20 protein-coding genes and 1 tRNA gene are annotated in these 20,430 nt (G+C 68.7%); 17 read left to right on the top strand and 4 right to left on the bottom strand.

Annotated elements, in window-relative coordinates:
* From dnaG to KIP79_RS13890, 3 genes are all read left to right on the top strand, one after another.
* Entirely contained in the window at positions 1-1,839 is a 1,839-nt protein-coding gene (gene dnaG / locus KIP79_RS13900; protein ID WP_214105187.1) for a DNA primase, read from the top strand.
* A 144-nt stretch (positions 1,840-1,983) separates the two neighbouring features.
* A complete protein-coding gene (gene rpoD / locus KIP79_RS13895) occupies positions 1,984-3,123 on the top strand; it encodes an RNA polymerase sigma factor RpoD (protein ID WP_214105310.1) in 1,140 nt (379 codons plus the stop codon).
* Positions 3,124-3,193: 70 nt separating this feature from the next.
* Positions 3,194-3,661 carry a hypothetical protein gene (locus KIP79_RS13890; protein ID WP_214105186.1) on the top strand — a complete coding sequence of 156 codons (468 nt, stop codon included), beginning with the start codon at positions 3,194-3,196 and terminating at the stop codon, positions 3,659-3,661.
* A gap of 44 nt (positions 3,662-3,705) precedes the next feature.
* On the opposite strand, the gene KIP79_RS13885 is transcribed toward KIP79_RS13890, so the two are convergent.
* The gene (locus KIP79_RS13885) at positions 3,706-4,029 is read right to left on the bottom strand and encodes a hypothetical protein (protein ID WP_214105185.1); all 324 of its coding nucleotides are present in this window, start codon (positions 4,027-4,029) and stop codon (positions 3,706-3,708) included.
* Positions 4,030-4,221: 192 nt separating this feature from the next.
* Between KIP79_RS13885 and KIP79_RS13880 the strand changes: the two genes are divergently transcribed.
* Positions 4,222-4,294 (top strand) — tRNA-Asn (locus KIP79_RS13880).
* A gap of 56 nt (positions 4,295-4,350) precedes the next feature.
* Here the strand turns inward: KIP79_RS13880 and KIP79_RS13875 are convergent.
* Entirely contained in the window at positions 4,351-4,824 is a 474-nt protein-coding gene (locus tag KIP79_RS13875) for a hypothetical protein (RefSeq protein ID WP_214105184.1), read from the bottom strand.
* Between the two features lie 264 nt (positions 4,825-5,088).
* On the opposite strand from KIP79_RS13875, the gene KIP79_RS13870 reads away from it, so the two are divergent.
* Both KIP79_RS13870 and KIP79_RS13865 read left to right on the top strand, forming a co-directional pair.
* The gene (locus tag KIP79_RS13870) at positions 5,089-6,207 is read left to right on the top strand and encodes a nitric oxide synthase oxygenase (RefSeq protein WP_308169717.1); all 1,119 of its coding nucleotides are present in this window, start codon (positions 5,089-5,091) and stop codon (positions 6,205-6,207) included.
* Positions 6,208-6,247: 40 nt separating this feature from the next.
* Positions 6,248-7,030 (top strand): enoyl-CoA hydratase-related protein, encoded by a 783-nt coding sequence (locus KIP79_RS13865; RefSeq protein ID WP_214105182.1) that lies wholly within the window; start codon positions 6,248-6,250, stop codon positions 7,028-7,030.
* Here KIP79_RS13865 and galK read toward each other — a convergent pair.
* Positions 7,027-8,142: a galactokinase gene (galK, locus tag KIP79_RS13860; RefSeq protein ID WP_214105181.1), complete on the bottom strand. Its 1,116-nt coding sequence runs from the start codon at positions 8,140-8,142 to the stop codon at positions 7,027-7,029. The two genes, KIP79_RS13865 and galK, sit on opposite strands and share 4 nt — an antisense overlap.
* A gap of 70 nt (positions 8,143-8,212) precedes the next feature.
* Here galK and KIP79_RS13855 point away from each other — a divergent pair, with 70 nt between their 5' ends.
* The 11 genes from KIP79_RS13855 (at position 8,213) to KIP79_RS13805 (ending at position 18,468) form a co-directional block, all read left to right on the top strand.
* Complete coding sequence (locus KIP79_RS13855) at positions 8,213-9,085, top strand: 1-aminocyclopropane-1-carboxylate deaminase/D-cysteine desulfhydrase (protein WP_308169716.1); 873 nt, start codon at positions 8,213-8,215, stop codon at positions 9,083-9,085.
* Positions 9,086-9,125: 40 nt separating this feature from the next.
* Entirely contained in the window at positions 9,126-9,341 is a 216-nt protein-coding gene (locus tag KIP79_RS13850) for a type II toxin-antitoxin system VapB family antitoxin (RefSeq protein WP_214105179.1), read from the top strand.
* A gap of 14 nt (positions 9,342-9,355) precedes the next feature.
* Positions 9,356-9,760, top strand: coding sequence for a PIN domain nuclease (locus KIP79_RS13845; protein WP_250213190.1), 405 nt, complete (start codon positions 9,356-9,358; stop codon positions 9,758-9,760).
* Between the two features lie 80 nt (positions 9,761-9,840).
* Positions 9,841-10,566 carry a peptidoglycan editing factor PgeF gene (gene pgeF, locus KIP79_RS13840; protein WP_214105177.1) on the top strand — a complete coding sequence of 242 codons (726 nt, stop codon included), beginning with the start codon at positions 9,841-9,843 and terminating at the stop codon, positions 10,564-10,566.
* Positions 10,567-10,609: 43 nt separating this feature from the next.
* Positions 10,610-11,401: a class I SAM-dependent methyltransferase gene (locus tag KIP79_RS13835; RefSeq protein ID WP_214105176.1), complete on the top strand. Its 792-nt coding sequence runs from the start codon at positions 10,610-10,612 to the stop codon at positions 11,399-11,401.
* Between the two features lie 84 nt (positions 11,402-11,485).
* On the top strand, positions 11,486-11,860 hold the full coding sequence (locus tag KIP79_RS13830; protein WP_214105175.1) for a MerR family transcriptional regulator: 375 nt from the start codon (positions 11,486-11,488) through the stop codon (positions 11,858-11,860).
* Positions 11,857-12,171: a thioredoxin gene (trxA, locus tag KIP79_RS13825; protein ID WP_214105174.1), complete on the top strand. Its 315-nt coding sequence runs from the start codon at positions 11,857-11,859 to the stop codon at positions 12,169-12,171. The genes KIP79_RS13830 and trxA overlap by 4 nt, the downstream gene beginning before the upstream one ends.
* Positions 12,172-12,240: 69 nt before the next feature.
* Positions 12,241-12,909 carry an alpha/beta fold hydrolase gene (locus KIP79_RS13820; protein WP_214105173.1) on the top strand — a complete coding sequence of 223 codons (669 nt, stop codon included), beginning with the start codon at positions 12,241-12,243 and terminating at the stop codon, positions 12,907-12,909.
* A 222-nt stretch (positions 12,910-13,131) separates the two neighbouring features.
* Positions 13,132-14,268: an endonuclease domain-containing protein gene (locus KIP79_RS13815; RefSeq protein ID WP_214105172.1), complete on the top strand. Its 1,137-nt coding sequence runs from the start codon at positions 13,132-13,134 to the stop codon at positions 14,266-14,268.
* Between the two features lies 1 nt (position 14,269).
* Entirely contained in the window at positions 14,270-14,992 is a 723-nt protein-coding gene (locus KIP79_RS13810; protein WP_214105171.1) for a hypothetical protein, read from the top strand.
* On the top strand, positions 14,989-18,468 hold the full coding sequence (locus tag KIP79_RS13805) for a helicase HerA domain-containing protein (RefSeq protein ID WP_214105170.1): 3,480 nt from the start codon (positions 14,989-14,991) through the stop codon (positions 18,466-18,468). Before KIP79_RS13810 ends, KIP79_RS13805 begins: the two co-directional genes overlap by 4 nt.
* Here the strand turns inward: KIP79_RS13805 and KIP79_RS13800 are convergent.
* A complete protein-coding gene (locus tag KIP79_RS13800) occupies positions 18,431-20,281 on the bottom strand; it encodes a DUF2264 domain-containing protein (RefSeq protein WP_308169715.1) in 1,851 nt (616 codons plus the stop codon). The two genes, KIP79_RS13805 and KIP79_RS13800, sit on opposite strands and share 38 nt — an antisense overlap.
* Between the last annotated feature and the right edge of the window lie 149 nt (positions 20,282-20,430).

The raw sequence follows: 20,430 nt of genomic DNA, 5'->3' as shown, positions 1-20,430 counted from the left end.
GTGGCAGGCAGGATCAGCGATGCGGACATCGCGCTCGTCCGGGAACGCTCTCCGATCGCCGACGTGGTCGGGGAGTACGTGCAGCTCCGCAACGCGGGCGGCGGCAACCTGAAAGGGCTGTGCCCGTTCCACGAGGAGAAGTCCCCGTCGTTCAACGTCACCCCCGCCCGGGGCATGTACTTCTGCTTCGGGTGCTCCGAGGGCGGCGACGCCATCACCTTCATCCAGAAGATCGACGCGCTCAGTTTCGCCGAGGCGGTGGAGCGGCTGGCCGCCAGGGCCGGGCTCCAGCTCCGCTACGAGCAGGGCGGCTACGTGCCCGGCCGTCAGCAGGGCGAACGCGCCCGCCTGATCGAGGCGCACCGGGCCGCCGCCGAGTTCTACCTCGCCCAGCTGACCAGCCCCGAGGCCGCCCCCGGCCGCCGCTTCCTGTCCGAGCGCGGCTTCGAGCGGGTGGACGCCGAGCACTTCGGCATCGGCTACGCCCCCAACGAGTGGGAGGCCCTCACCCGCCACCTGATGGCCCGCGGCTTCACCGCCCAGGAACTGCTCAGGGGCGGCCTGGCGGCGGAGGGCCGCCGGGGCCCGCGCGACCGCTTCCGCGGCCGCCTGATCTGGCCCATCCGCGACATCACCGGCGACGTCATCGGCTTCGGCGCCCGCAAACTGCTGGACGCCGATGACGGCCCGAAATACCTGAACACGCCCGAAAGCCCGATCTACCACAAGAGCTCGGTCCTGTACGGCATCGACCTGGCCAAACGGGAGATCTCCAAACGCTCCCAGGCGGTGATCGTCGAAGGCTACACCGACGTCATGGCGCTGCACCTGGCCGGTGTGCCCACCGCCGTGGCCACCTGCGGCACCGCCTTCGGCGAGGACCACATCAAGGTGCTCCGCCGCATCCTGTTCGACCAGGGCCAGGGCGAGGTGATCTTCACCTTCGACGGCGACTCGGCCGGGCAGAAGGCCGCCCTGCGCGCCTTCCAGGACGAGCAGAAGTTCGTCACCCAGACCTACGTCGCGGTCCAGCCGGACGGTCTGGACCCCTGCGACCTGCGGGTCAAGCACGGCGACGCGGCCGTGCGGGACCTGGTGGCCAGCCGCGAGCCGCTCTTCGCGTTCGCCATCAGGAGCGTCATCGCCCGCTACGACCTCAACACCAACGAGGGCAAGCTCTCCGCGCTGGACGCGGCGGCCCCCGTGGTCGCCTCCATCAAGGACCGGGCGCTGCGCCACATGTACGCGGTGGATCTCGACCGCTGGCTGGGTTTCATGAACGAGCGTCTCGTGGTCGAGCGCATCCAGGAGATCGCCGCCCGCCCGGTCGAAACACGCGCCCAGCCCCGCGCGGCCCGGCCGGGCCCGGCCGACCCGATGGTGCGGCTGGAGAGCGAGGCGCTCAAGCTGGCCGTGCAGCGGCCGGCCCTGCTCGGCCCCGAGTTCGACACGCTCGGCGCCGCCACCTTCACCCAGCCCGAGCACGCCGCCCTCTACGAGCTCATCCTGACCGCGGGCGGCACCGCCGCAGGCGGTCCCGGGGGCCGGCAGTGGGTGGAACGGCTGATGGACGGCGCCACCGAGGAGCTCCGCCCGCTGGTCACCCGGCTGGCCGTGGAGGAGGTCAGGGTCGACGTGAACGTCGAGGAGCGTTACAGCACGGCAGTGCTCGCCAAACTCCAGGAGATCACCGTGGGTAGGGCGCTGGACGGGTTGAAGGCCCGCATGCAACGCCTCAACCCGGTCGAGGAGCAGCAGGAGTACAACCGCATGTTCGCCGAACTGGTGGCGCTGGAGCAGCAGCGACGCGTGCTGAGAGAACGCGCGGCGGGGGCGTGAATAACAATACTTTCCTGGTCTCACACTGCCGAAACATTGGTTTGATATCGATTCGGTAATGACGAAGATCTTACCTTCGGTGACAAAAATAGGCCTGCCGTTTTGTTGTCCTTATACCGCAGACTGTGTTGCGTGGGTGCATCGGTGCTGCCAAGCGGGCCGCCATCGGTAGACCAGGTGGCGGAGCTCGTCGTGAAGGGAAGGGAGCGCGGGAGCGTCACAGTCGACGACGTGGCCGCCGCGCTCGACCGATCCGAGCTGCCTGCGGACGCGCTCGAGCGCGTCGTGCGCATGCTCGCCGAGAACGGGGTTGAAGTCCTTGAGCCGCAAGGCGACGAGGAGACCGCCAAACCGGACGAGGAGGACATCGGCAAACGTGCCCCGACCAGTGACCTCGTCCGGATCTACCTGCGGGAGATCGGCCGCGTGCCGCTGCTCACCGCCGAGGAGGAGGTGGAGCTCGCCAAGGCGATCGAGGCCGGTCTGTTCGCCGAGGACAAGCTCTGTGAGACACCGTCCATCCGGGTGGCCCGGCCCGAGTTCGAGGATCTCGTCTGGGAGGGAGTGCGCGCCAAACAACGGCTGATCGAGGCCAACCTGCGTTTGGTGGTGTCGATCGCGAAACGTTATGTCGGCCGTGGGATGTTGTTCCTTGATCTGATCCAGGAAGGCAATCTCGGGCTCATCCGCGCGGTCGAGAAATTCGACTACACCAAGGGCTATAAATTCTCCACGTATGCCACCTGGTGGATTCGCCAGGCGATCACGCGAGCGATCGCCGACCAGGCGCGGACAATTCGAATTCCGGTCCACATGGTGGAGACGATCAACAAACTGGTCCGGGTGCAGCGCCAGCTCCACCAGGATCTGGGCCGGGAACCCGCGCCCGAGGAGATCGCCGCCGAGATGGACCTGCCGATCGACCGCGTGATCGAGATCCAGCGCATCGCCCAGGAGCCGGTCTCGCTCCAGTCCCCGATCGGCGAGGAGGACTCCGACCTCGGCGACTTCATCGAGGACGCGGACGCGGTGGTGCCGATCGAGGCGGCCGCCTTCATCATGCTGCAGGACCAGCTCGACGACATCCTGGCCACGCTCTCCGAGCGTGAGCAGCGCATCATCCAGCTGCGCTTCGGGCTGGCCGACGGCCATCCCCGGACGCTGGAGGAGGTCGGCCGCGAGTTCGGGGTGACCCGCGAGCGCATCCGGCAGATCGAATCCAAGACCCTGGCCAAGCTCCGCCACCCCACGCGGGCGCAAATGCTCAGGGACTATCTGGACTAGACCCGGTCTTCAAAGTCCAGACCGCTTACCCGGCCCGCGCGGATCGCGCGGGCCTCGGTAACTTTGGCTCATGCCTCTGTTCGGCTCCCGCCTGCCCGCGGACGTCCGTACGGCTCTCGCCGGCGAACGCCCCCTCTCGCACGCCCGTACGCCCTCCGGCGCCTTCGTGGTGGCCACGCTGACCGCCCTGCACCTGCCCGACGGCGAGCGGCTGCCGTGGCACCGCGTGCACAAGGCGGTCTGGGACCAGCAGGGCGTGACCATCATCCTGGGTGACGCCACCGAGCACCGGCTGGACCTGCCCCGGCCGGGCCTGCTGCCGGAGACCATCCGGGAGCGGGTGACCAACTCCATCGTGGCCAGCCGCTACGTGCGCCTCGGCGAGCACGGCGTGCGCCTGGTGGCCCGGCGGATCGCCGGTCAGGACGGGGTGGTGTGGGAGTACGCCTACGACGCCGGTCTGGACCCGGACAACCCCGGCACCCGCGCCGCGCTGGAGCAGGCGCTGGAGGAGGTCAGGCGCAGCCTGGGGGTGTGACCCGGTGCCGCCCGGTGTCCTGGTGTCCGCGGTGCGGCGGGGGGTCAGGTGACTCGGTCCGACTCGGTCTCCGGCCAGCCGGTCGGGCTGCTCTTACCGCCCGCGCCGCTCGGGCTGGTGACCTTCTCCCGCTCCCAGTGGCCTTCCTTGCGTTTGCCCCGGCCCATCTTGTCGGCGGCCATGTCCTTGGCCGCCGTGCCCGCGCTGGAGACCTTCGCCCGTACCAGGCCCGCGGCCTCCTGGACCCGGGGATCGTCGGAGATCCGCCGGGCGGTGTGCACGATCTGCTCGTACCGCTCCCGGCCCGCCCGCGTGCCCAGCACGTACCCGAGGCCCAGGCCCACGGCGAACATCATCTTGGCTCGCATCTGCCACCTCCCCGCTCGTTCTTACCGGCCTCCTACCCGCGAGACCTGCATCTATCCAACCTGGTTCGTCCCAGAATGTCCCGACTCGCCGGTGACGCTAAATGGATGTGACAGAGCACCCCTGGAGTGCGCTAATCTAGTTCCGCGCCGTCAAGGAAAGCCCCAAGGGGCCCGATCTGGTGGCCGAAGCGATCCCGTGTAGCTCAATCGGCAGAGCAGCCGGCTGTTAACCGGCAGGTTATAGGTTCGAGTCCTATCGCGGGAGCACCGAAAGAAACCCCGTCAGCGTCTGCTGCGGGGTTTCCGTGCTTTACCGGGCGTTTACGGCAACGGCCGCCGTTCGGGCAGCGAGAAGCGCAGCACCCACAGGTTCCGCTCGGGGGTGGCCGAGAGCACGTAGCGCACGCCGCCGATGCTCAGCCGCCGTCCCTTGGTCCAGTTGACCGCCTCCACCTGCCGCCGCTCCGGGCCGGGGAAGGGCAGCGCGGCGCAGTCCTTCAGGAAGTCGCCTGCCGTCTTCTGGGTGGCTCCGAAGGCCTGGCAGGAGACCGTGCGCACGGTGCCGGGCCGCCGCCCGCCCAGAATGGCCGACAGGCGCCCGCCGCTGGGTTGGGTCACGCTGCCGTGCTGGGTGGTGCGCGGCTGCCCGCTGGGCGAGGTGAACTTGATGCCCCAGTGCTCGGCCAGGTGCTTCCCGGCGCTGTCGAAGCGCAGTTCGGTCCGGCGCGGCGCGGTCTCCGCCGAGCATCCCGCACTGGCCAGCACCACCGCCGCAACGGCGACCACACGCTTCATCAGACCTCCTGCGGCTACGTTCTGTGTCTGAATGGATTCTTTCAGTAGTGCGAGAGAAAGCCCGGCGACGCTCCGTCGCCATAGCTGTACAGATTCAGATGACAAATCACCGGAGATTGGCAGAAAATGTGATCCGCTGTGCCACTGGCACGGCAGCCGCGGAACGACATGCGCAGCGGTGGGGGAGGGCCACCGCTAGAGGGTCCGCGACGCCGCCCGGAATCGGTGCGGGGGCCCGCGAGCGGAATGCAGGCGGTTGCAGACGTGAGCACGTGGTGGAAGAAGGACGCGAAAGCCGTACCGACGGAGACCGAGGGGGTGGATGCGGGGGCCGCGGAGGAGTTTCTCCGGCTCTACCATGACGAGAATCCCTCGGCCGGGTCGATCCGCCCCCGGTTGCGGGAGGTGCTGGCCGAGATCGACCGGACGGGCACGTACACGCACACGCCCGGTGAGCTGGCCTTCGGCGCCCGGGTGGCCTGGCGCAACAGCAGCCGGTGCATCGGGCGGCTCTACTGGAGGTCGCTCCGGGTCAGGGACCGGCGGCAGGTGGACACCGCCGACGGCATCGTGGAGGAGTGTGTCGAACACCTCAGGGTCGCCACCAACCACGGCAGGATCAGGCCCACCATCACCGTCTTCGCCCCGGCCCGGCAGGGACGCCCGGCGGCGCGGTTCCACAACGAGCAGCTGATCAGGTACGCCGGGTACCGGCAGGACGACGGCTCGGTGGTCGGCGACCCGCTCTCCACGGCGGTCACCGAACAGGCCCAGGAACTCGGCTGGCAGGGGCAGGGCGGCCGGTTCGACGTGCTGCCGCTGCTGATCGAGGTCAAGGGCGAGACCGAGCTGCGGGAGCTCCCCGCGGACGTGATCATGGAAGTGCCGATCAGCCATCCGCACTACCCCTGGTTCGCCGAGCTCGGGCTGCGCTGGCACGCGGTGCCCGCGATCTCCAACATGTGCCTGGAGATCGGCGGCGTCTGCTACCCGGCCGCGCCGTTCAACGGCTGGTACATGGGCACCGAGATCGGCGCACGCAACTTCGCCGACACCGGCCGCTACGACCAGCTGCCGCTGATCGCCGAGCGGCTGGGCCTGGACACCTCCAGCGACCGCACGCTCTGGCGGGACCACGCGCTGGTGGAGCTGAACGTGGCCGTGCTGCACTCCTTCGCCGCGGCCAAGGTGACCATGACCGACCACCACACCGAGGCCCGGCGTTTCCTGACCCACCTGGAGAAGGAGGAAAGCTCAGGACGGGTCTGCCCCGCCGACTGGTCCTGGATCGTGCCGCCGCTCTCCGGCTCGCTCACCCCGGTCTTCCACCGGTACTACGACGAGGTGACGCTCACTCCGGGGTTCGCCCACCATGCCTGGTGATACCCGTTGTGCATAATGCGAAGGTGCGAAAGGAGGTCATATGACCGACGATCTGGTGCTCTCCGATCTCGTCGACGGCGTGCTCACCCTCACCCTCAACCGGCCCGACCGGCTGAACGCGTGGACGCAGGAGCTGGGCCGGCGCTACTTCGACCTGCTGGAGGAGGCGGAGCGGGACCCGGCGGTCCGGGTCATCGTGGTCACCGGCGCGGGCAAGGGCTTCTGCGCGGGCGCCGACTTCGAAATGCTGACCGCGCTCCGGACCGGTGAGATCACCATGGATACGGAGAAGCGCCCGCACACGTTCGCGACCACCATCAGCAAGCCCGTCATCGCGGCCGTCAACGGCGCCTGCGCCGGGCTCGGCATGGTGCACGCCCTGGTCTGCGACCTCGTCCTCACCGCCGCCGACGCGAAGTGGACCACCGCCTTCGCCCGGCGCGGCCTGGTCGCCGAGTACGGCATGGCCTGGGTGCTGCCCAAACTCATCGGCCAGTCCCGGGCCCTCGACCTGCTGCTGTCCGGGCGCACCTTCACCGGGACCGAGGCGGCCGAGATGGGGCTGGCACTGCGGGCCGTACCGGGCGAGGAACTGCTTTCCGAGGCGCTGGGGTACGCGCGGGAGCTGGCCGCGTTGAGCTCGCCGACCTCGATGGCGGTGATCAAGCGCCAGGTCTGGGGAGACTGGGACAAGAGTCTGGACGACTCGCGCGAGAAGGCGGAACGGCTGATGGTGGAGTCCTTCGGCCGGGCCGACTTCGCGGAAGGGGTGGCCAGCTTCCTGGAGCGGCGGCCCCCGGCGTTCCGCCCGCTCGGGGGCTAGTTCACCCGGCGGGCGCCCTCGGCGGGGGTGGCCGACTGGAAGGTGGGAGCACGCCAGCCGCGTTCCGCGTACGCCGCGCGGACGCTCTCTTCGACGGAGGAACGGCGGTCGCAGGGGATGAGGGCGATCGCCGATCCGCCGAAACCGCCGCCGGTCAGGCGGGCGCCTCGGGCCCCGCCCCTGATCGCGGACTCCACGGCCACGTCCAGTTCCGGGCAGGACACCTCGAACTGGTCGCGGAGCGACAGGTGGGAGGCGTTGAGCAGGGCGCCGATCTCGGCGGGCACGCCCGCGCGGAGCAGGCCGATCACGGCCTCCACCCGGTGGTTCTCGGTGACCACGTGCTGGGTGCGCCGGCGTTCCGCGCCGTCCAGGCGGCTGAGCGCCGCCGCCAGGTCGGTCACGTCCCGCAGCGCCGGTACGCCGAGGTGTTTGGCGGCGTTCTCGCAGTCCTGGCGGCGGGCGGCGTACTGGCCGTCGGCGAGCTCGTGGTGGACGTTGGTGTTGATGATCAGGATTTCCAGCCCGTGGGCGGCGAGGTCGAGCGGAATGTGCCGGGTGGCCAGCGAGCGGCAGTCGAGCAGCAGCGCGTGGCCGGGGCGGGCGAGGGCGGAGGTGGCCTGGTCCATGAGCCCGCAGGGCATGCCGACGAACTCGTTCTCGGCCCGCTGGGCGAGCTTCGCGAGATCGAGCGGGGGGAGGTTCAGGGCATACAGGTCGTTGAGGGCGAGGGCGGTGGCGACTTCGAGGGCGGCGCTGGACGACAGTCCCGCGCCTTGCGGCAGGTCTCCGTCGACCACGAGGTCGGCGCCCCGGACGGGGTGACCCTGCTCGCGGAGCACCCAGAAGACCCCGGCCACGTAACGCGCCCACCCCGTGGCGTCGGTCAGCTGGGAGATCGTCTGCGACCCGGCCTGGAGGGACCGGATCCTGAGCAGGTCGTCCTCCCTGGGGGAGGCCGCCAGCCTGATCCCCCAGGGCACGGCGAACGGCAGGACCAGGCCGTCGTTGTAGTCGGTGTGCTCGCCGATGAGGTTCACCCGGCCGGGGGCGTACCAGGTGCCTGCCGGGGTGGTGCCGTACGTCTCGGCGAAAGCATCAACAACCCGCATAATCAAACACTCCTCAACATCGGCTGCCCGTAGCCTAACGACTTTCCCGCCCTGTGCCAGCCTTGGTGTCGTGCTCGACCTTCGCCTGCCGTCCCCTCTGGTGGAACTGCGCGATGCCCGCCTGCACGATGTCCGTCTCTGGTTGAAACGTGACGATCAAATCAACCCGGAGATTCCCGGCAACAAGTGGCGGAAGCTGAAACACAACCTGCCCGCATTCGGAGGGCCGGTGCTCACCTTCGGCGGGGCCTACTCGAATCACATCCGGGCGGTGGCGGCGGCGGGATGGCACTTCGGGTTCGCCACGGTCGGGGTGATCCGAGGCGAGGAACGGTTGCCGCTCAATCCGACGCTGGCGTACGCGGTGGAGCGGGGGATGCGCCTGACGTACCTCGACCGGGGGACATATCGGCTCAAGCACACCCCTGAGGTGCTGGAGGGCCTACAGGCCAGGTTTCCCGGCTGCCTGATCCTGCCGGAGGGCGGGTCGAACGCGGCGGCGGTGCTGGGGTGCCGGGAACTGGCAGCGGAGATCTCAGCGGAGATCGACTTCGATGTCGTGTGCTGCCCGGTGGGCACCGGAGGTACCCTGGCCGGGATCGCGGCCGGACTCGGCCCCGGGCAGCAGGCCATCGGCTTCTCCGCGCTGCGCGGGGGCGGTTTCCTGGCCGACGAGGTCGCCCGATTGCAGCGGGAGGCACTGGGGGAGGCCGTCCCGGGATGGCGGGTGGAGACCGCCTACCACTGCGGCGGATACGCTCGCTCGACGCCGGAGTTGTCCGCGTTCATCGACGACTTCGACGAACGACATGGCCTCCGGCTTGACCGGATCTACACGGGCAAGATGATGTACGGGCTGTTCGACCTGATCGGCAAGGGTTCCTTCCGCCCGGGGGCGAAGATCGTGGCCGTCGTCACCGGCCCTGAATGGATATCACAGTAGATATCATCGATGTATCCTCAGATATAAAGGGGAGGTGTCGATGAGTCGTACGGTGATCGACCTGGATGATGATCTGGTCGCCGAGGTCGCCAAAGCGCTGGGGACCAGCACGAAGAAGGAGACCGTGAACAGCGCTCTGCGGGAGGTGCTGGAGACTCGGCGCCGGGCGTTGGCGCTGGCCCGGTTGCGTGAGGCGGCGGCGGAGGGCGCCTTCGATCTTGAGATCTTCGAGGACAAGAGGGGCTACCGCCGGTGAACCCGGCGCAGTTCTTGATTGACACCAGCGCCTTGGCCCGGCTGCTGCGCGGTGATGCCGAGCAGTATGGCTGGGACCAGGCGGTGGCGGCTGGTTTGATCGCGGTCTGTCCCATCACCGAGCTCGAATTCTTCTTCAGCGCCCGCTCGATCGCCGACCGCATGCGGGGGATCGAGGAGATGAGCCTGATGTTCGGATGGGTCCCGGTCGACGATCGCGCCTACGGCCGGGCGTGGGAGGTTCAGGAGGAACTGACCAGGCAGGGGCGGCACCGTAGTGCCGGGGCGGTGGACCTGGTCGTGGCCGCCACAGCGGAACTGCGGGGGCTGACGCTGCTCCATCGCGACCGGGACTTCGACTGCGTCGCGGCCGTCACCGGACAGGCTCTCCAGTGGTACGGACCCCCGGCCGGTAAGTGAACATCACGGCTGCCGGCCCGCCCGGCCTCACCTGTGGGCGCTTACGTCACCGAGCGGAACCGGGTTGGTACGCTCGTCGCGTGCTTCTGGGTGACGGGGTTCGGGCGGTCATCACCGATCGGCGCGGCGGGGTCAGTGCTGAGCCGTACGGGTCGCGCAATCTTGGCGGGATGGTCGGGGACGACCCCGAGGCCGTCCGGCGCAACCGGCATGACACCGCCGTCGAGTTGGGGATCGACCCCGCCCGGGTCGTGATGATGCGGCAGGTGCACGGGCGCGAGGTCCGGTTCGTGACCGAGCCGTTCGGGGACGAGGCGCCGGGGCTGGACGCGATCTGCACCGACCGGCCAGGGCTGGCGCTGAACGTGCTCGTCGCGGACTGCGCGCCCGTGCTGGTGGCGGACCCGGTCGCCCGGGTCGTGGGCGCGGCGCATTCCGGGCGTCCGGGGACACAGCTCGGGGTGGTGCCCGCGCTCGTCGAGGCGATGGCGGCGCGCGGGGCGGAGCCGTCGCGGATGGCGGTGCTGGTCGGGCCGATGGCCTGCGGGCTCTGTTACGAGGTGCCGGCCGAGATGCGGGAGGACGTGGCGCGGTCGGTGCCGGAGACGTGGGCGACCACGCGGCAGGGCACACCGGCGGTCAACCTGCGCGCCGGTATCGAGGCGCAGCTTCGCAAGGCGGGCATCACCGACATCCGGCACGACACCCGGTGCACGATCGAAACCGCGGAGCTCTACTCGTACCGGCGCGACCAGCGCACCGGCCGGTTCGGCGGCTTCATCTGGCTGGACGATTCCGCTATGTGAGACACATCCTCTTAAAATGTAAGACGGATGCTAGCTTTCCGGCATGAACGTCTACACGCATGGCCACCACGAGTCCGTGTTGCGCTCCCATCGCTGGCGGACCGCCGAGAACTCCGCCGCGCACCTGCTGCCGTACCTGCGGGAGGACCAGACGCTCCTGGACATCGGCTGCGGCCCTGGGACGATCACCGCCGACCTGTCCACCAGGGTCGCCCGGGTCACCGCCACCGAGATCGGCGAGACGGAACTCGACCTGGCCCGCGCCGAGGCCGCCGCCAGGGGACGCGCCAACATCGAGTTCGCCGTGGCCGACATCCACGCCCTGGACTTCCCCGACGACTCCTTCGACGTCGTCCACGCCCACCAGGTGCTGCAACACGTCGCCGACCCGGTCCAGGCGCTCCGCGAGATGCGCAGGGTCTGCCGTCCCGGCGGCCTGGTCACCGCCAGGGACAGCGATTTCAGCCGGTTCTCCTGGTCCCCGGCCGTCCCCGGACTGGACGACTGGATCGCCCTCTACCGGTCCCTCGCCAGAGCCAACGGCGGCGAACCCGACGCGGGCCGCCACCTGGCCGCCTGGGCCGGGGAAGCCGGGTTCACCGCCGTCACCGCCGGCGAATCGACTTGGCACTTCACCACCCCCGAGGAGCGCGCCTGGTGGGGCGGCCTGTGGGCCGACCGCATGCGCCACTCCGCCATCGCCGCCCAGGCCCTCGCCGCCGGCGGCCAGACCCCCGCCGACCTGGACCGCATCGCCGCCGCCTGGCAGACCTGGTCCGCCTCCCCGGACGCCTGGTTCCTCGTCCAGCACAACGAAATCCTCTGCACGGCGTGACGGTTGACCTTGACGTTGGCGTGAACGTTTATCGTCGGTGAGCCGGTCGCGGACAGGCCGGTCCATGGGCAGGTCGGAGGGCGTATGCGGATCGGTGAGCTGGCCGAACGGGCCGGGGTGAGCACCCGGGCACTCCGCCACTACGAGCAGCAGGGGCTCATCCGGGCCCGGCGGTCCGCCAACGGCTACCGCGACTACGACGAGGCCGACGTGCGGCTGGTCGCCCAGATCCGGGCGCTGACGGCCGTCGGGTTCACCCTGGAGGACGCGCGGCCGTTCGTGGCCTGCCTGCTGGCGGGGCACGAGTCGGGCGCCGCGTGCCCGGAGTCGGTGGACGTCTACCGGCGCAAGCTCGCCGAGATCGACGCCGAGATCCGGGCGCTGGTGGCCCGCAGGGCCGAGGTCGCCGCCCAACTGAAGCAAGCCTGCCCGGGTTGTGCGATCAGGAGAACAAAATGATCACTTTGACCACGGAGACCTTCGACGAGCAGGTCCTGAAGAGCGACCTCCCCGTTCTTGTCGACTTCTGGACGGACTGGTGCCCGCCCTGCAAGATGATCGCTCCCATCCTGGAGGAGATCGACGCCGAACTCGGCGGCCGGCTGATCGTGGCCAAACTGAACGCCGACGACCATCCGGACATCGCGCTCCGCTACGACGTGCTCGGCTACCCGACCCTCAACCTCTACCGCGACGGCGAGATCGTCCACCAGATCAAGGGCGCCCGCCCCAAGCGGCTGATCCTGGCCGACCTGTCGCCGTTCATCTGACCGGTGGTCTTCCCTGAGGGCTGAATCCGGCAAGGGCTCCAGGCTTCGGACATCCGTTAGCGTGCCTGCATGAAGACCGTTGAGCTCGCCTATCAGGAGCGCGGGGTGGCCGGGGGGATCCCGGTCGTACTCTTGCACGGGCTGACCGACAGCCCTGCGACCTGGGATGACTTCATCGCCGAACTGGGCAGGCACACGTTCGCGGTGACCGCGCGAGGCCATGGGGACAGCCCCTGGCCGGGCGAGTACTCCGTGGACCTGATGGCCGCCGACACCCTGGCCCTGCTCGACCGGCTGGGCCTCCGGCAGATCGACCTCGTCGGCCACTCGATGGGGGGCGCGGTCGCCCATCGAGTGGCCAGGGAACGTCCCGGACTCGTCCGCCGCATGATCCTCGAAGACGCGCCCCCACCACCCCGCGAAGGTCCGCCCCTCCCCATCGACCTGTTCGAGAAGCCCGACGAACCCATTGACTTCGACTGGCGAGTCGTCGACGTCATGCGCCGGGACATCCGCGCCGTCGACCCCACCTGGTGGAACCGCCTCCCCGAGATGACCATGCGCACCCTCGCCATCAGCGGCGGCCCTGCCAGCCACATCTCAGCCGAGGCCATCGCCGAGATGGCACACCTCATGCCCAAGGCAGAGTTCGCCACCATCGACGTCGGCCACTGCATCCACACGGACGCCTTCACCGCCTTCACGACCCTCGCCATCCCCTTCCTGGGGAAGGGATGAGGGCATAAAACGCCCTAATGGTCTTAAACTGTCATTTATTGGTTCATGCAAGGCGTGAAGAAGACTCAAAGTCCGAAATTTACTGATTTATGGCCAAGCTGTAGATTTCAGGGCCATCACAATTAGGGGGATTTTCGTCCATTACACCTAATTGCCCACGATTCCCGTCTGGTCGCGTATAGCCTCTGCGGGGTTGGCTGCCAGGCGTCAGAAGGAAACAGTATGGCGTGGTCGTGGGGGAAGGTGCCGATCGGCCGGGTAGTCCGCCTCGCGGGCGCCGATCCGGACGCCATCGAACTCTCCCTCGATCCGCTCCCCGAGGACGCCCCGGCGATTGTCACCTACGTCGCCGGCAATTCGCGCTCCACCACGGAATTGGTGGACGTCGTCCTGCGCAAGCTGGAAAACATCGCCATCGACCTGTTTCCGGCCTGGCTGCCCCGCGCCGCCCACCTGGACGGCCCCGGCGGCCTGGGTATCGCGGCCGTACGGGCGATGGCCCTGGACCTGGCCTCCGGCAGCCGTCATTTCGGACCGTTCCTGGCGGACCTGGCGGCACGGGCCCTCGAACGTGGCACTCAGGGCGCACCGGGGACCTCGGCCACACCGGGGTTAGCGGGCACGGGCATGCCGGGCACTCTGGGGAACGCCGCCACACCGGGAGCATGGAGTCGGGCGCGGGTGGCCTTCTCCGCCGAGATACGCGTGAAAGGGCTGGCCCGGGTGCTGGCGGCCGGGTTCGGGCGGACCCACGCCGCGTTGCTCGTTCAGGTGCCTGATGGACTTTCCGCTGGTGAGCGGCGGGTGCTCGTCTCCGGGCTGGGCTGGCTGGCGGATCGGGGCCAACTGGGTGTCTGGCTCACCGGGGCGGATCTCGATGACACCGCCCGGGTGGAGACGGTGTACGTCCCGCTACGCGACGACCTGGCCGACCTGATGGCCGAACTGCCCCCGTCACCGATCACGCGTGACCCGCACACGGTCGCCGTGCCGGCGGTGCTGGGGCGGCCGCATCCCTACAGCGAGGCGGAACAGGTACTGGAGGCGGCGCTCGAACGTTGCGACTGGGCGGCGGGGCGGGCCTGGAACCAGGTCTACCGCCCGCGCGCGCTGCGCAACCTGATCCGTACCGATCTCATCTGGCGGGCAGAGCGCTGCGTCGTCGAGATCGACGGCAAGGACCACCTCGAACCACGTAAGTTCGCCGCCGACCGCCACCGCGACGTCCAACTCCAGCTCGACGGCTTCGCGGTCCTCCGCTTCACCAACGATCACGTTCTGACCGATCTCCAGCTCGTCCTCCAACAGCTCAAACAGTTCCTCCAGGGCCGTCGCCTTGGAACGTTCGAAGGACAATGACATGACCGAAAAGGGTCTCTCGTATCCGCAAATTACGGCACTTGTCGTGTTGATGGTGGAAGGGAAGAAGATATCCAACCCCGAGCTGGACGCGACTTATGGCATCACCATTGACGGCGCCGATCGCAAGACGTTGAACCAGCTCAGATTGGTCGACAGCCGTAAGGAGGGAAGGGCTTACGTTCACGCGCTGACCGACAGCGGTTGGGCGCGTGTCGCGCGTGAGCTGGACGCGGGAATCAAGATCCCGTCACGCACCTCGGGTGTGATGCTCAAGGCACTCCTCCCCTGGTTGCCGCGCTACATGAAACAGACCGGCTTGCGGCTGAGCGACCTCTTCGGCACCGCGCAGCCGACTGCTCCGCAGCCGGAAACCCCGGAGCCGGAAACCTCGCAGCCAGAAGCCTCGCTGCCGGAGACCGGGACCGCACCGGAGGTTTCGCTCACGCCGGTGTCCGCGGAGGAGATCCAGACACTCATCCGCACCGCCTACAGCAAGCTGGCTTCCGCCCCCGCCGAATGGGTACGTCTGCGTGATGTCCGGCCGCTGCTGGGCGACCTCCCGAAGGCCGACGTCGACCAGGCGCTGATCCAGATGATCCACCAAGACGACGTCCGCATCATCGCCGAGGTGAACCAGAAGACACTCACCCCTGACGACCGCGTCGCGGCGGTCCGCATCGGTGATCAGGACAAGCACCTCATCGCGATAGGTCTGCGATGATCGGCGCGGAGATGATTGGCGGGGAGTGGCAGGCGCTCAACGCGCTCCAGTTCGATGCGGTCCAGGGCCCGCCGGATGTTTGGAGACTCTCGCCGTTCCATGTGGACAGCCTGCACCGCGCGACGATCGAGGTGCTGCGGACCGCCCTGCGACGCGCGGCTGAGAGCCGGGACGTCAGCCCGGTCGGGGTCGTCCTGCAAGGCGAGCACGGCACAGGCAAGACACACATGCTCGGCTGGCTCCGTGAGCAGGTCCAGGAACAGGGCGGCTACTTCTTCCTGCTCCAACTCCTGGACGCCAAGGGTTTCTGGGAGAGCATGGTCACCTCGGCGGTCGGGGGTCTGTCCCACCGGAACGAGAACGGGGACACTCAGCTCAGCGTCTTCCTCGGCAGGCTGGCCCCGCTGATCGACGTCAAGCGGATCGTGCGGCTGGCAGTCATCGGCGGCACCGAACTCGCCCGTGAGCACCTGGACGCATTCGTGAGTGGCTTGCGCCGGCTGGATCCACAGCTCGGCAGGGATGCGCAGGACACGCTGCGCGCTCTAATCCTCCTGGGTTCGGATGATTTCCGCCTCCAGGACATCGGTGAAGCATTCCTCTACTCCATTCCGGAATCGGAGCACGAGGGACGGACCCAATGGGGGATTCGCCCGGTCCAACGGACACCGCAGGAGATCGTCGCCGACATCTCCCGGTTGCTTGCCCTGACCGGACACTCTGTGATCGCGGTCGACCAGATCGACACACTGATCGCCCAGTCGGCGCACGCGACGACCATGGACAACATGGTCAACCTGCCGGATGCACTGGTGATTGAGCAGGTCGCGGGCGGGCTGATGGACCTGCGTGAGCACACTCGGCGGACCCTGACCGTGGTGTCGTGTCTCAATGCCACCTGGGAGTACATCCGTAACATCGCGACACAGACGGTCCAGGCCCGATTCCGTGAGGCCGTCCAGCTCAAGCAGATACCCAATGCGGATGTCGCCCGGGATCTCGTGGCGAAGCGTGTGGGGGTGCAGTTCGCCAGGCTGGGGTTCGAACCGCCGTATCCGACCTGGCCGGTGAGACCCTCCGCACTGGAACAGGCGTACCAGTACACGCCGCGTCAACTCTTCGCCAGGATCGACGCTCACGTGCAGCGATGTCTGATCAATGACGAGATCTCGGAACTTGAACTCCTGGACCAGACGATCACTGTGGAGCGGCCGCCTGTATCGCCCATGGTCGAAGTCGCTCATTTCCAAGCTCTCGATACGAGCTTCGCCCTGCTGGCCGATGCCGCCGATATCGAGGCGGCACTCGACCCCGCCACGGAGGACGTGGTCATGCCCCGGCTGCTGCACGCCGGGCTGACCGCCTGGATTGCCGCCCAAGGCGACCAGGGCAGGGCGTTCAGCGTCGACCCCCTCCCGAACGCCAAGCCTCCGCTACATGCCCGCCTCCGCCGCACGCTGGATGAAACCATTGAAGACGAGGCGCATTGGGCGTTCCGTGGCATCGGCGCGACCAACGCGGTCGCCGCCCTCACGCGAATCCGCAGCGCCTGCGTCGCGGCGGGCCTCGACGCAGAGGTGCCCAAACGCCGCCTATTCCTGTTACGTACGGCCGACTGGGGCCGTGGCAAGCGCACACTTGAGGTCTTGGCGGAGTTCGAACGGGCGGGCGGGCGGACCCTCCGCCTCGAACCGGACGACCTCAAGGCCCTGGCCGCCCTGCGCGACCTGATCGCCACCAACCCGCCCCACCTTCAGGCATGGCTGGCCGACCGCAAACCGATCAACGGCGTAAAGCTCTTCAACGAGGCACTCCACGACATCGGGGATCTGCCGACCTCGATTGCCGGAACAGGGGTCCGGCGACCTCCCGAAGCTACGCCCGCCAGCCCAGAGTCCGGCACCGAACCACCGGCCGCCGACATCCTCAGCGCGCTGGCGTCCTCCGGCAGCGGGGCTACGCCCGGCTTGACGGCATGGCCTGATCTGACGGCAGGGCCCGATCTGGCGGTGCCGCCCGCTGGCGGTCCGGCGGCACCTGCGGCCGAGACTCCGCGCTCGCTGACATCGTCCGGCGGGGCAGCGCCCAACCTGGCGTGGCCTGACCTGGCGACGTCGCCTGATGTCATGGGACGGCCCGACCTGACGATGCCGCCCGCTGCCGACCAGGCGGCCTCCACGGCCGAGTCGCAGCGCTCGCTGGAACAGCCCGCTCATCCGGCGGCCGGCCGGGCGGCGCTGATCGATCCCGTCGGTTTCGTGGTCGGCCGGGCCACGGTGGGCGGGCGGCCTCTGCCGGTCGAGCTTGCCGCATTACGCAAGCACACGGTGATCTTCGCTGGCTCGGGGTCGGGTAAGACGGTTCTGATCCGGCGAATCATCGAAGAGTGCGCGCTGCGTGGGGTGTCGGCGATCGTTCTGGACCCCAACAACGACCTCGCTCGCCTGGGTGACGCCTGGCCGCAGCCGAACGAGCTGTGGGAGGACGGCGACGACGTACGGGCGGCCGACTACCTGGCAGGAACCGACGTGGTGGTCTGGACGCCCAGGAAGGCGAGCGGACGCCCCATCTCCTTCCAGCCCCTGCCGGACTTCGCTGCGGTGCGCGGCGACGCGGACGAGTTCCTCGAAGCCGTGGATTCGGCGATGGCGGCTCTGATCCCCCGGGCGAAGATCGATGGCAGGACGGAGAAGGCGCATCTCGCTCGTGCTGTGCTCCGGGAGAGTGTCATCCACCACGGCCGGGAGGGTTCCGGCGGGCTGGACGGCCTGATCGAGTTGCTCGCCGACCTGCCGGACGAGGTGAGCGAGGTACGCAACGCCCACAAGATCGCCTCCGCTCTGGCGCAGATCCTCATCGCGGCCAAGGTCAACGATCCGCTGTTCGGCGGCGACGGAACCCCCGTGGATCCCGGCGTCCTGCTCACGCCAGCGGGCGGCAAGCGAGCCAGGATCTCGGTGATCAGCTTTGTCGGGCTGCCGTCCGACGCGGATCGGCAGAGCTTCGTCAACCAACTCCAGATGGCCCTGGTCGCCTGGATCAAGAAGAACCCGGCGAACGATCGCCCGCTGGGCTGCCTCTTCGTGATGGACGAGGCCCAGACCTTCGCCCCGTCCGACGGCCCGGCGACCGCCTGCACGCAGAGCACTCTCTGGCTGGCCTCCCAGGCCCGCAAGTACGGCCTGGGCCTGATCTTCGCCACCCAAGCGCCCAAGGGCCTGCACAACCGGATCACCGGAAACGCCGCCACCCAGTTCTTCGGCCTGCTCAACGCCCCCGCGCATATCGAAGCGGCCAAGGAGGTGGCCAGGGCGAAGGGCAGCGACATCGGCGACATCGGTCACCTCAAGGTCGGCACCTTCTACGCCGCCCGCGACGGTTCCCCGTTCGTCAAGCTGCGGACCCCGATGTGCCTGAGCCACCACCCCGCGGGGCCGCTCACCCCCGAGGAGGTCCTGCGCCGCGCCCGCTCCTGAGGTCCGTGGGCCCGCCGGACGCGATCGGGACGAGATCGCTCAGGTGGGCCACCGGTGGGGGCGGCAACCACGCCCCCGCCGGGGTGGTCAGGGCCAGGACTGCGCAGGTCAGCCAGTGTTCGCCAGGGGGGAGTTCGGTGCGGAGGGTGGGGAGCACCGTTCGAGGGGTCATCACGTTCGTGCCGGGGAGTGGGTGGATGAGTTCGCCGGTTCGGTGGCCTTGGAGGTCTTCGATTTGGCAGTGGCCGGTGGGGGAGGTCAGGCGGGCGTGGGCGGGGCCTGTTTCTGAGTTGTAGTGGATGTCGCGGGAGAGGGCGAAGGCGCCTTCGGCGGTGTGGAGGGGGCGGGGGGTGGTGATGCGGTGGACGCGGATGTGCCAGGGGGCGTGGGGGAGGAGCCAGGTTTCGAGGTGGACGTCTGGCCAGGGGGACCAGGTGAAGTGGTGGTGGCCGGGGTGGGTGACGGCGTGTTCGGGGAGTTCGCAGGGGCGCCAGTGGTGGCCGTCCTCGCTGAGGGCGAGGGTGCTGTCGAAGGCGCCCTGTTCGAGGTCCCAAGTGCCGGCAGGGACGCTGAAGCCGAAGGCGGTGGAGTAGGCGAACTTGCTGTACTTGGCGGCGCCGTGGCGGGCCCAGTTGTTGTGCTGGCCGCCGCTGAGCAGGACGACTTGGCGGCCCTGCTCGCAGCGCATCAGGGTGACTCCCGGTTCGGGCTGGGTGTGTACGTCCGGGAGCGGGGGAGCGGGGGCCTCGTCGGCCTGCCAGAAGGGGTGGGTGGCGGGAAGGGCCAGGGGGAGGAAGGCTTTCAGGGCCCAGTAGGGCGAGCCGGGGGCGTTGTACTGCTCGGCCAGGGTGGGCTGGGGGTAGGTGTAGCCGATGGTGAGAAGTCCGGAGTTGTCGTAAATGGGGTGGGTCTGCCACCAGTGCAGGTGGCGGAGGAGGTAGCCCTTGACCACTCCCCAGGGCAGCGCGTCGACTCCGGCGAAGGCCAGGGCGCCCCAGAACGCGCCTTGCGCGAAACGGTAGGTCAGGCTCCTGCCGTACGGGACGGCGGCGCCGTCGGTGGTGAACCAGTGCTGGAAGTCGAGCGCGAACGCGGCGGCTCGGTCACGGAAGCGTTGGGCCCGGTCACTGTCGTCCCCTAAATGGGCATAAATCAGGCCGTAGTAGTGCATGGCGAAGGGGATGTAGTAGTCCCGCTGGGGGTTTGGGCCGTCGCTGTACCAGCCTTTGCCCAGCGCGTACGACTCCAGCAGGTCCAGGCGCGCGAGATTGGGGGCCGGGTCGAAGCCGACGCCCATCCGATTCAGCCCCAGTCCCACCAGTACTGGGAAGAACTGCCAGTTGTTCTCGACCGGGCGTACGGTCATCGCGTGCCGCAGCCAGGTGGCCACGTTGTCCCGCTCTCGCCCGGTCAGCGGGTCCCACAGGACCTCGGGCGCGAGGGCCAGCGCCAGCCCGATCGCTGCCGTCTCGACCAGGCGCTGGTCGATGTCGGTGACCGCGCCCCAGTATTCGGGATGCGCCGGATCGGTGCCCGCCGCCAGTCCCTCCCGCCACAGTTCCCAGTGGTCGAACTTCCCGCCCCCGGCCGCCAGCGGGGCCAGCCCCCAGAGTGGCCGGGCGAACGCCTCCAGTTCCGCTGCCGCGTCCGGATAATGCGCGGTATTTCGCCCGAGAAGCACTCGGGCCCGTCCCGGGCTGAACCGGCCCAGCAGCGGCTCCACCAGCTCGTTCAACAGCCCCTGCAACCCCTCAAGCGAGCCTGCCAGAGGGGAGGGCGGGATTTCGGGTGCCGCCGAGGTCGACTGGTCCACGCGCTTCCCCTGATCGCTGATCGGGCCGGATGGGTGCACTCAAGGTCGCCGTAACACCCCAACTGTGTCAAGGCTTAGTTTTAACCTTCGACAGAAGTGCGCCGCCCTGGTCGGGGAACATCGCGATCATCGGGAGGTTTGGGGTGGAT

The organism is Acrocarpospora catenulata (assembly GCF_018476525.1).
GTDB classification, from domain to species: Bacteria; Actinomycetota; Actinomycetes; order Streptosporangiales; family Streptosporangiaceae; genus Acrocarpospora; species Acrocarpospora catenulata.
This window is presented reverse-complemented; position numbering and strand designations above follow the sequence as displayed.

Coding starts and splice junctions, on each gene's coding strand:
- KIP79_RS13835 (WP_214105176.1), top strand. CDS start 10,610: ATGAACGTCTACACGCATGGCCACCACGAGTCCGTGTTGCGCTCCCAT.
- KIP79_RS13830 (WP_214105175.1), top strand. CDS start 11,486: ATGCGGATCGGTGAGCTGGCCGAACGGGCCGGGGTGAGCACCCGGGCA.
- KIP79_RS13850 (WP_214105179.1), top strand. CDS start 9,126: ATGAGTCGTACGGTGATCGACCTGGATGATGATCTGGTCGCCGAGGTC.
- KIP79_RS13890 (WP_214105186.1), top strand. CDS start 3,194: ATGCCTCTGTTCGGCTCCCGCCTGCCCGCGGACGTCCGTACGGCTCTC.
- trxA (WP_214105174.1), top strand. CDS start 11,857: ATGATCACTTTGACCACGGAGACCTTCGACGAGCAGGTCCTGAAGAGC.
- KIP79_RS13885 (WP_214105185.1), bottom strand. CDS start 4,029: ATGCGAGCCAAGATGATGTTCGCCGTGGGCCTGGGCCTCGGGTACGTG.
- KIP79_RS13805 (WP_214105170.1), top strand. CDS start 14,989: ATGATCGGCGCGGAGATGATTGGCGGGGAGTGGCAGGCGCTCAACGCG.
- KIP79_RS13820 (WP_214105173.1), top strand. CDS start 12,241: ATGAAGACCGTTGAGCTCGCCTATCAGGAGCGCGGGGTGGCCGGGGGG.
- galK (WP_214105181.1), bottom strand. CDS start 8,142: ATGCGGGTTGTTGATGCTTTCGCCGAGACGTACGGCACCACCCCGGCA.
- KIP79_RS13815 (WP_214105172.1), top strand. CDS start 13,132: ATGGCGTGGTCGTGGGGGAAGGTGCCGATCGGCCGGGTAGTCCGCCTC.
- KIP79_RS13865 (WP_214105182.1), top strand. CDS start 6,248: ATGACCGACGATCTGGTGCTCTCCGATCTCGTCGACGGCGTGCTCACC.
- KIP79_RS13810 (WP_214105171.1), top strand. CDS start 14,270: ATGACCGAAAAGGGTCTCTCGTATCCGCAAATTACGGCACTTGTCGTG.
- KIP79_RS13875 (WP_214105184.1), bottom strand. CDS start 4,824: ATGAAGCGTGTGGTCGCCGTTGCGGCGGTGGTGCTGGCCAGTGCGGGA.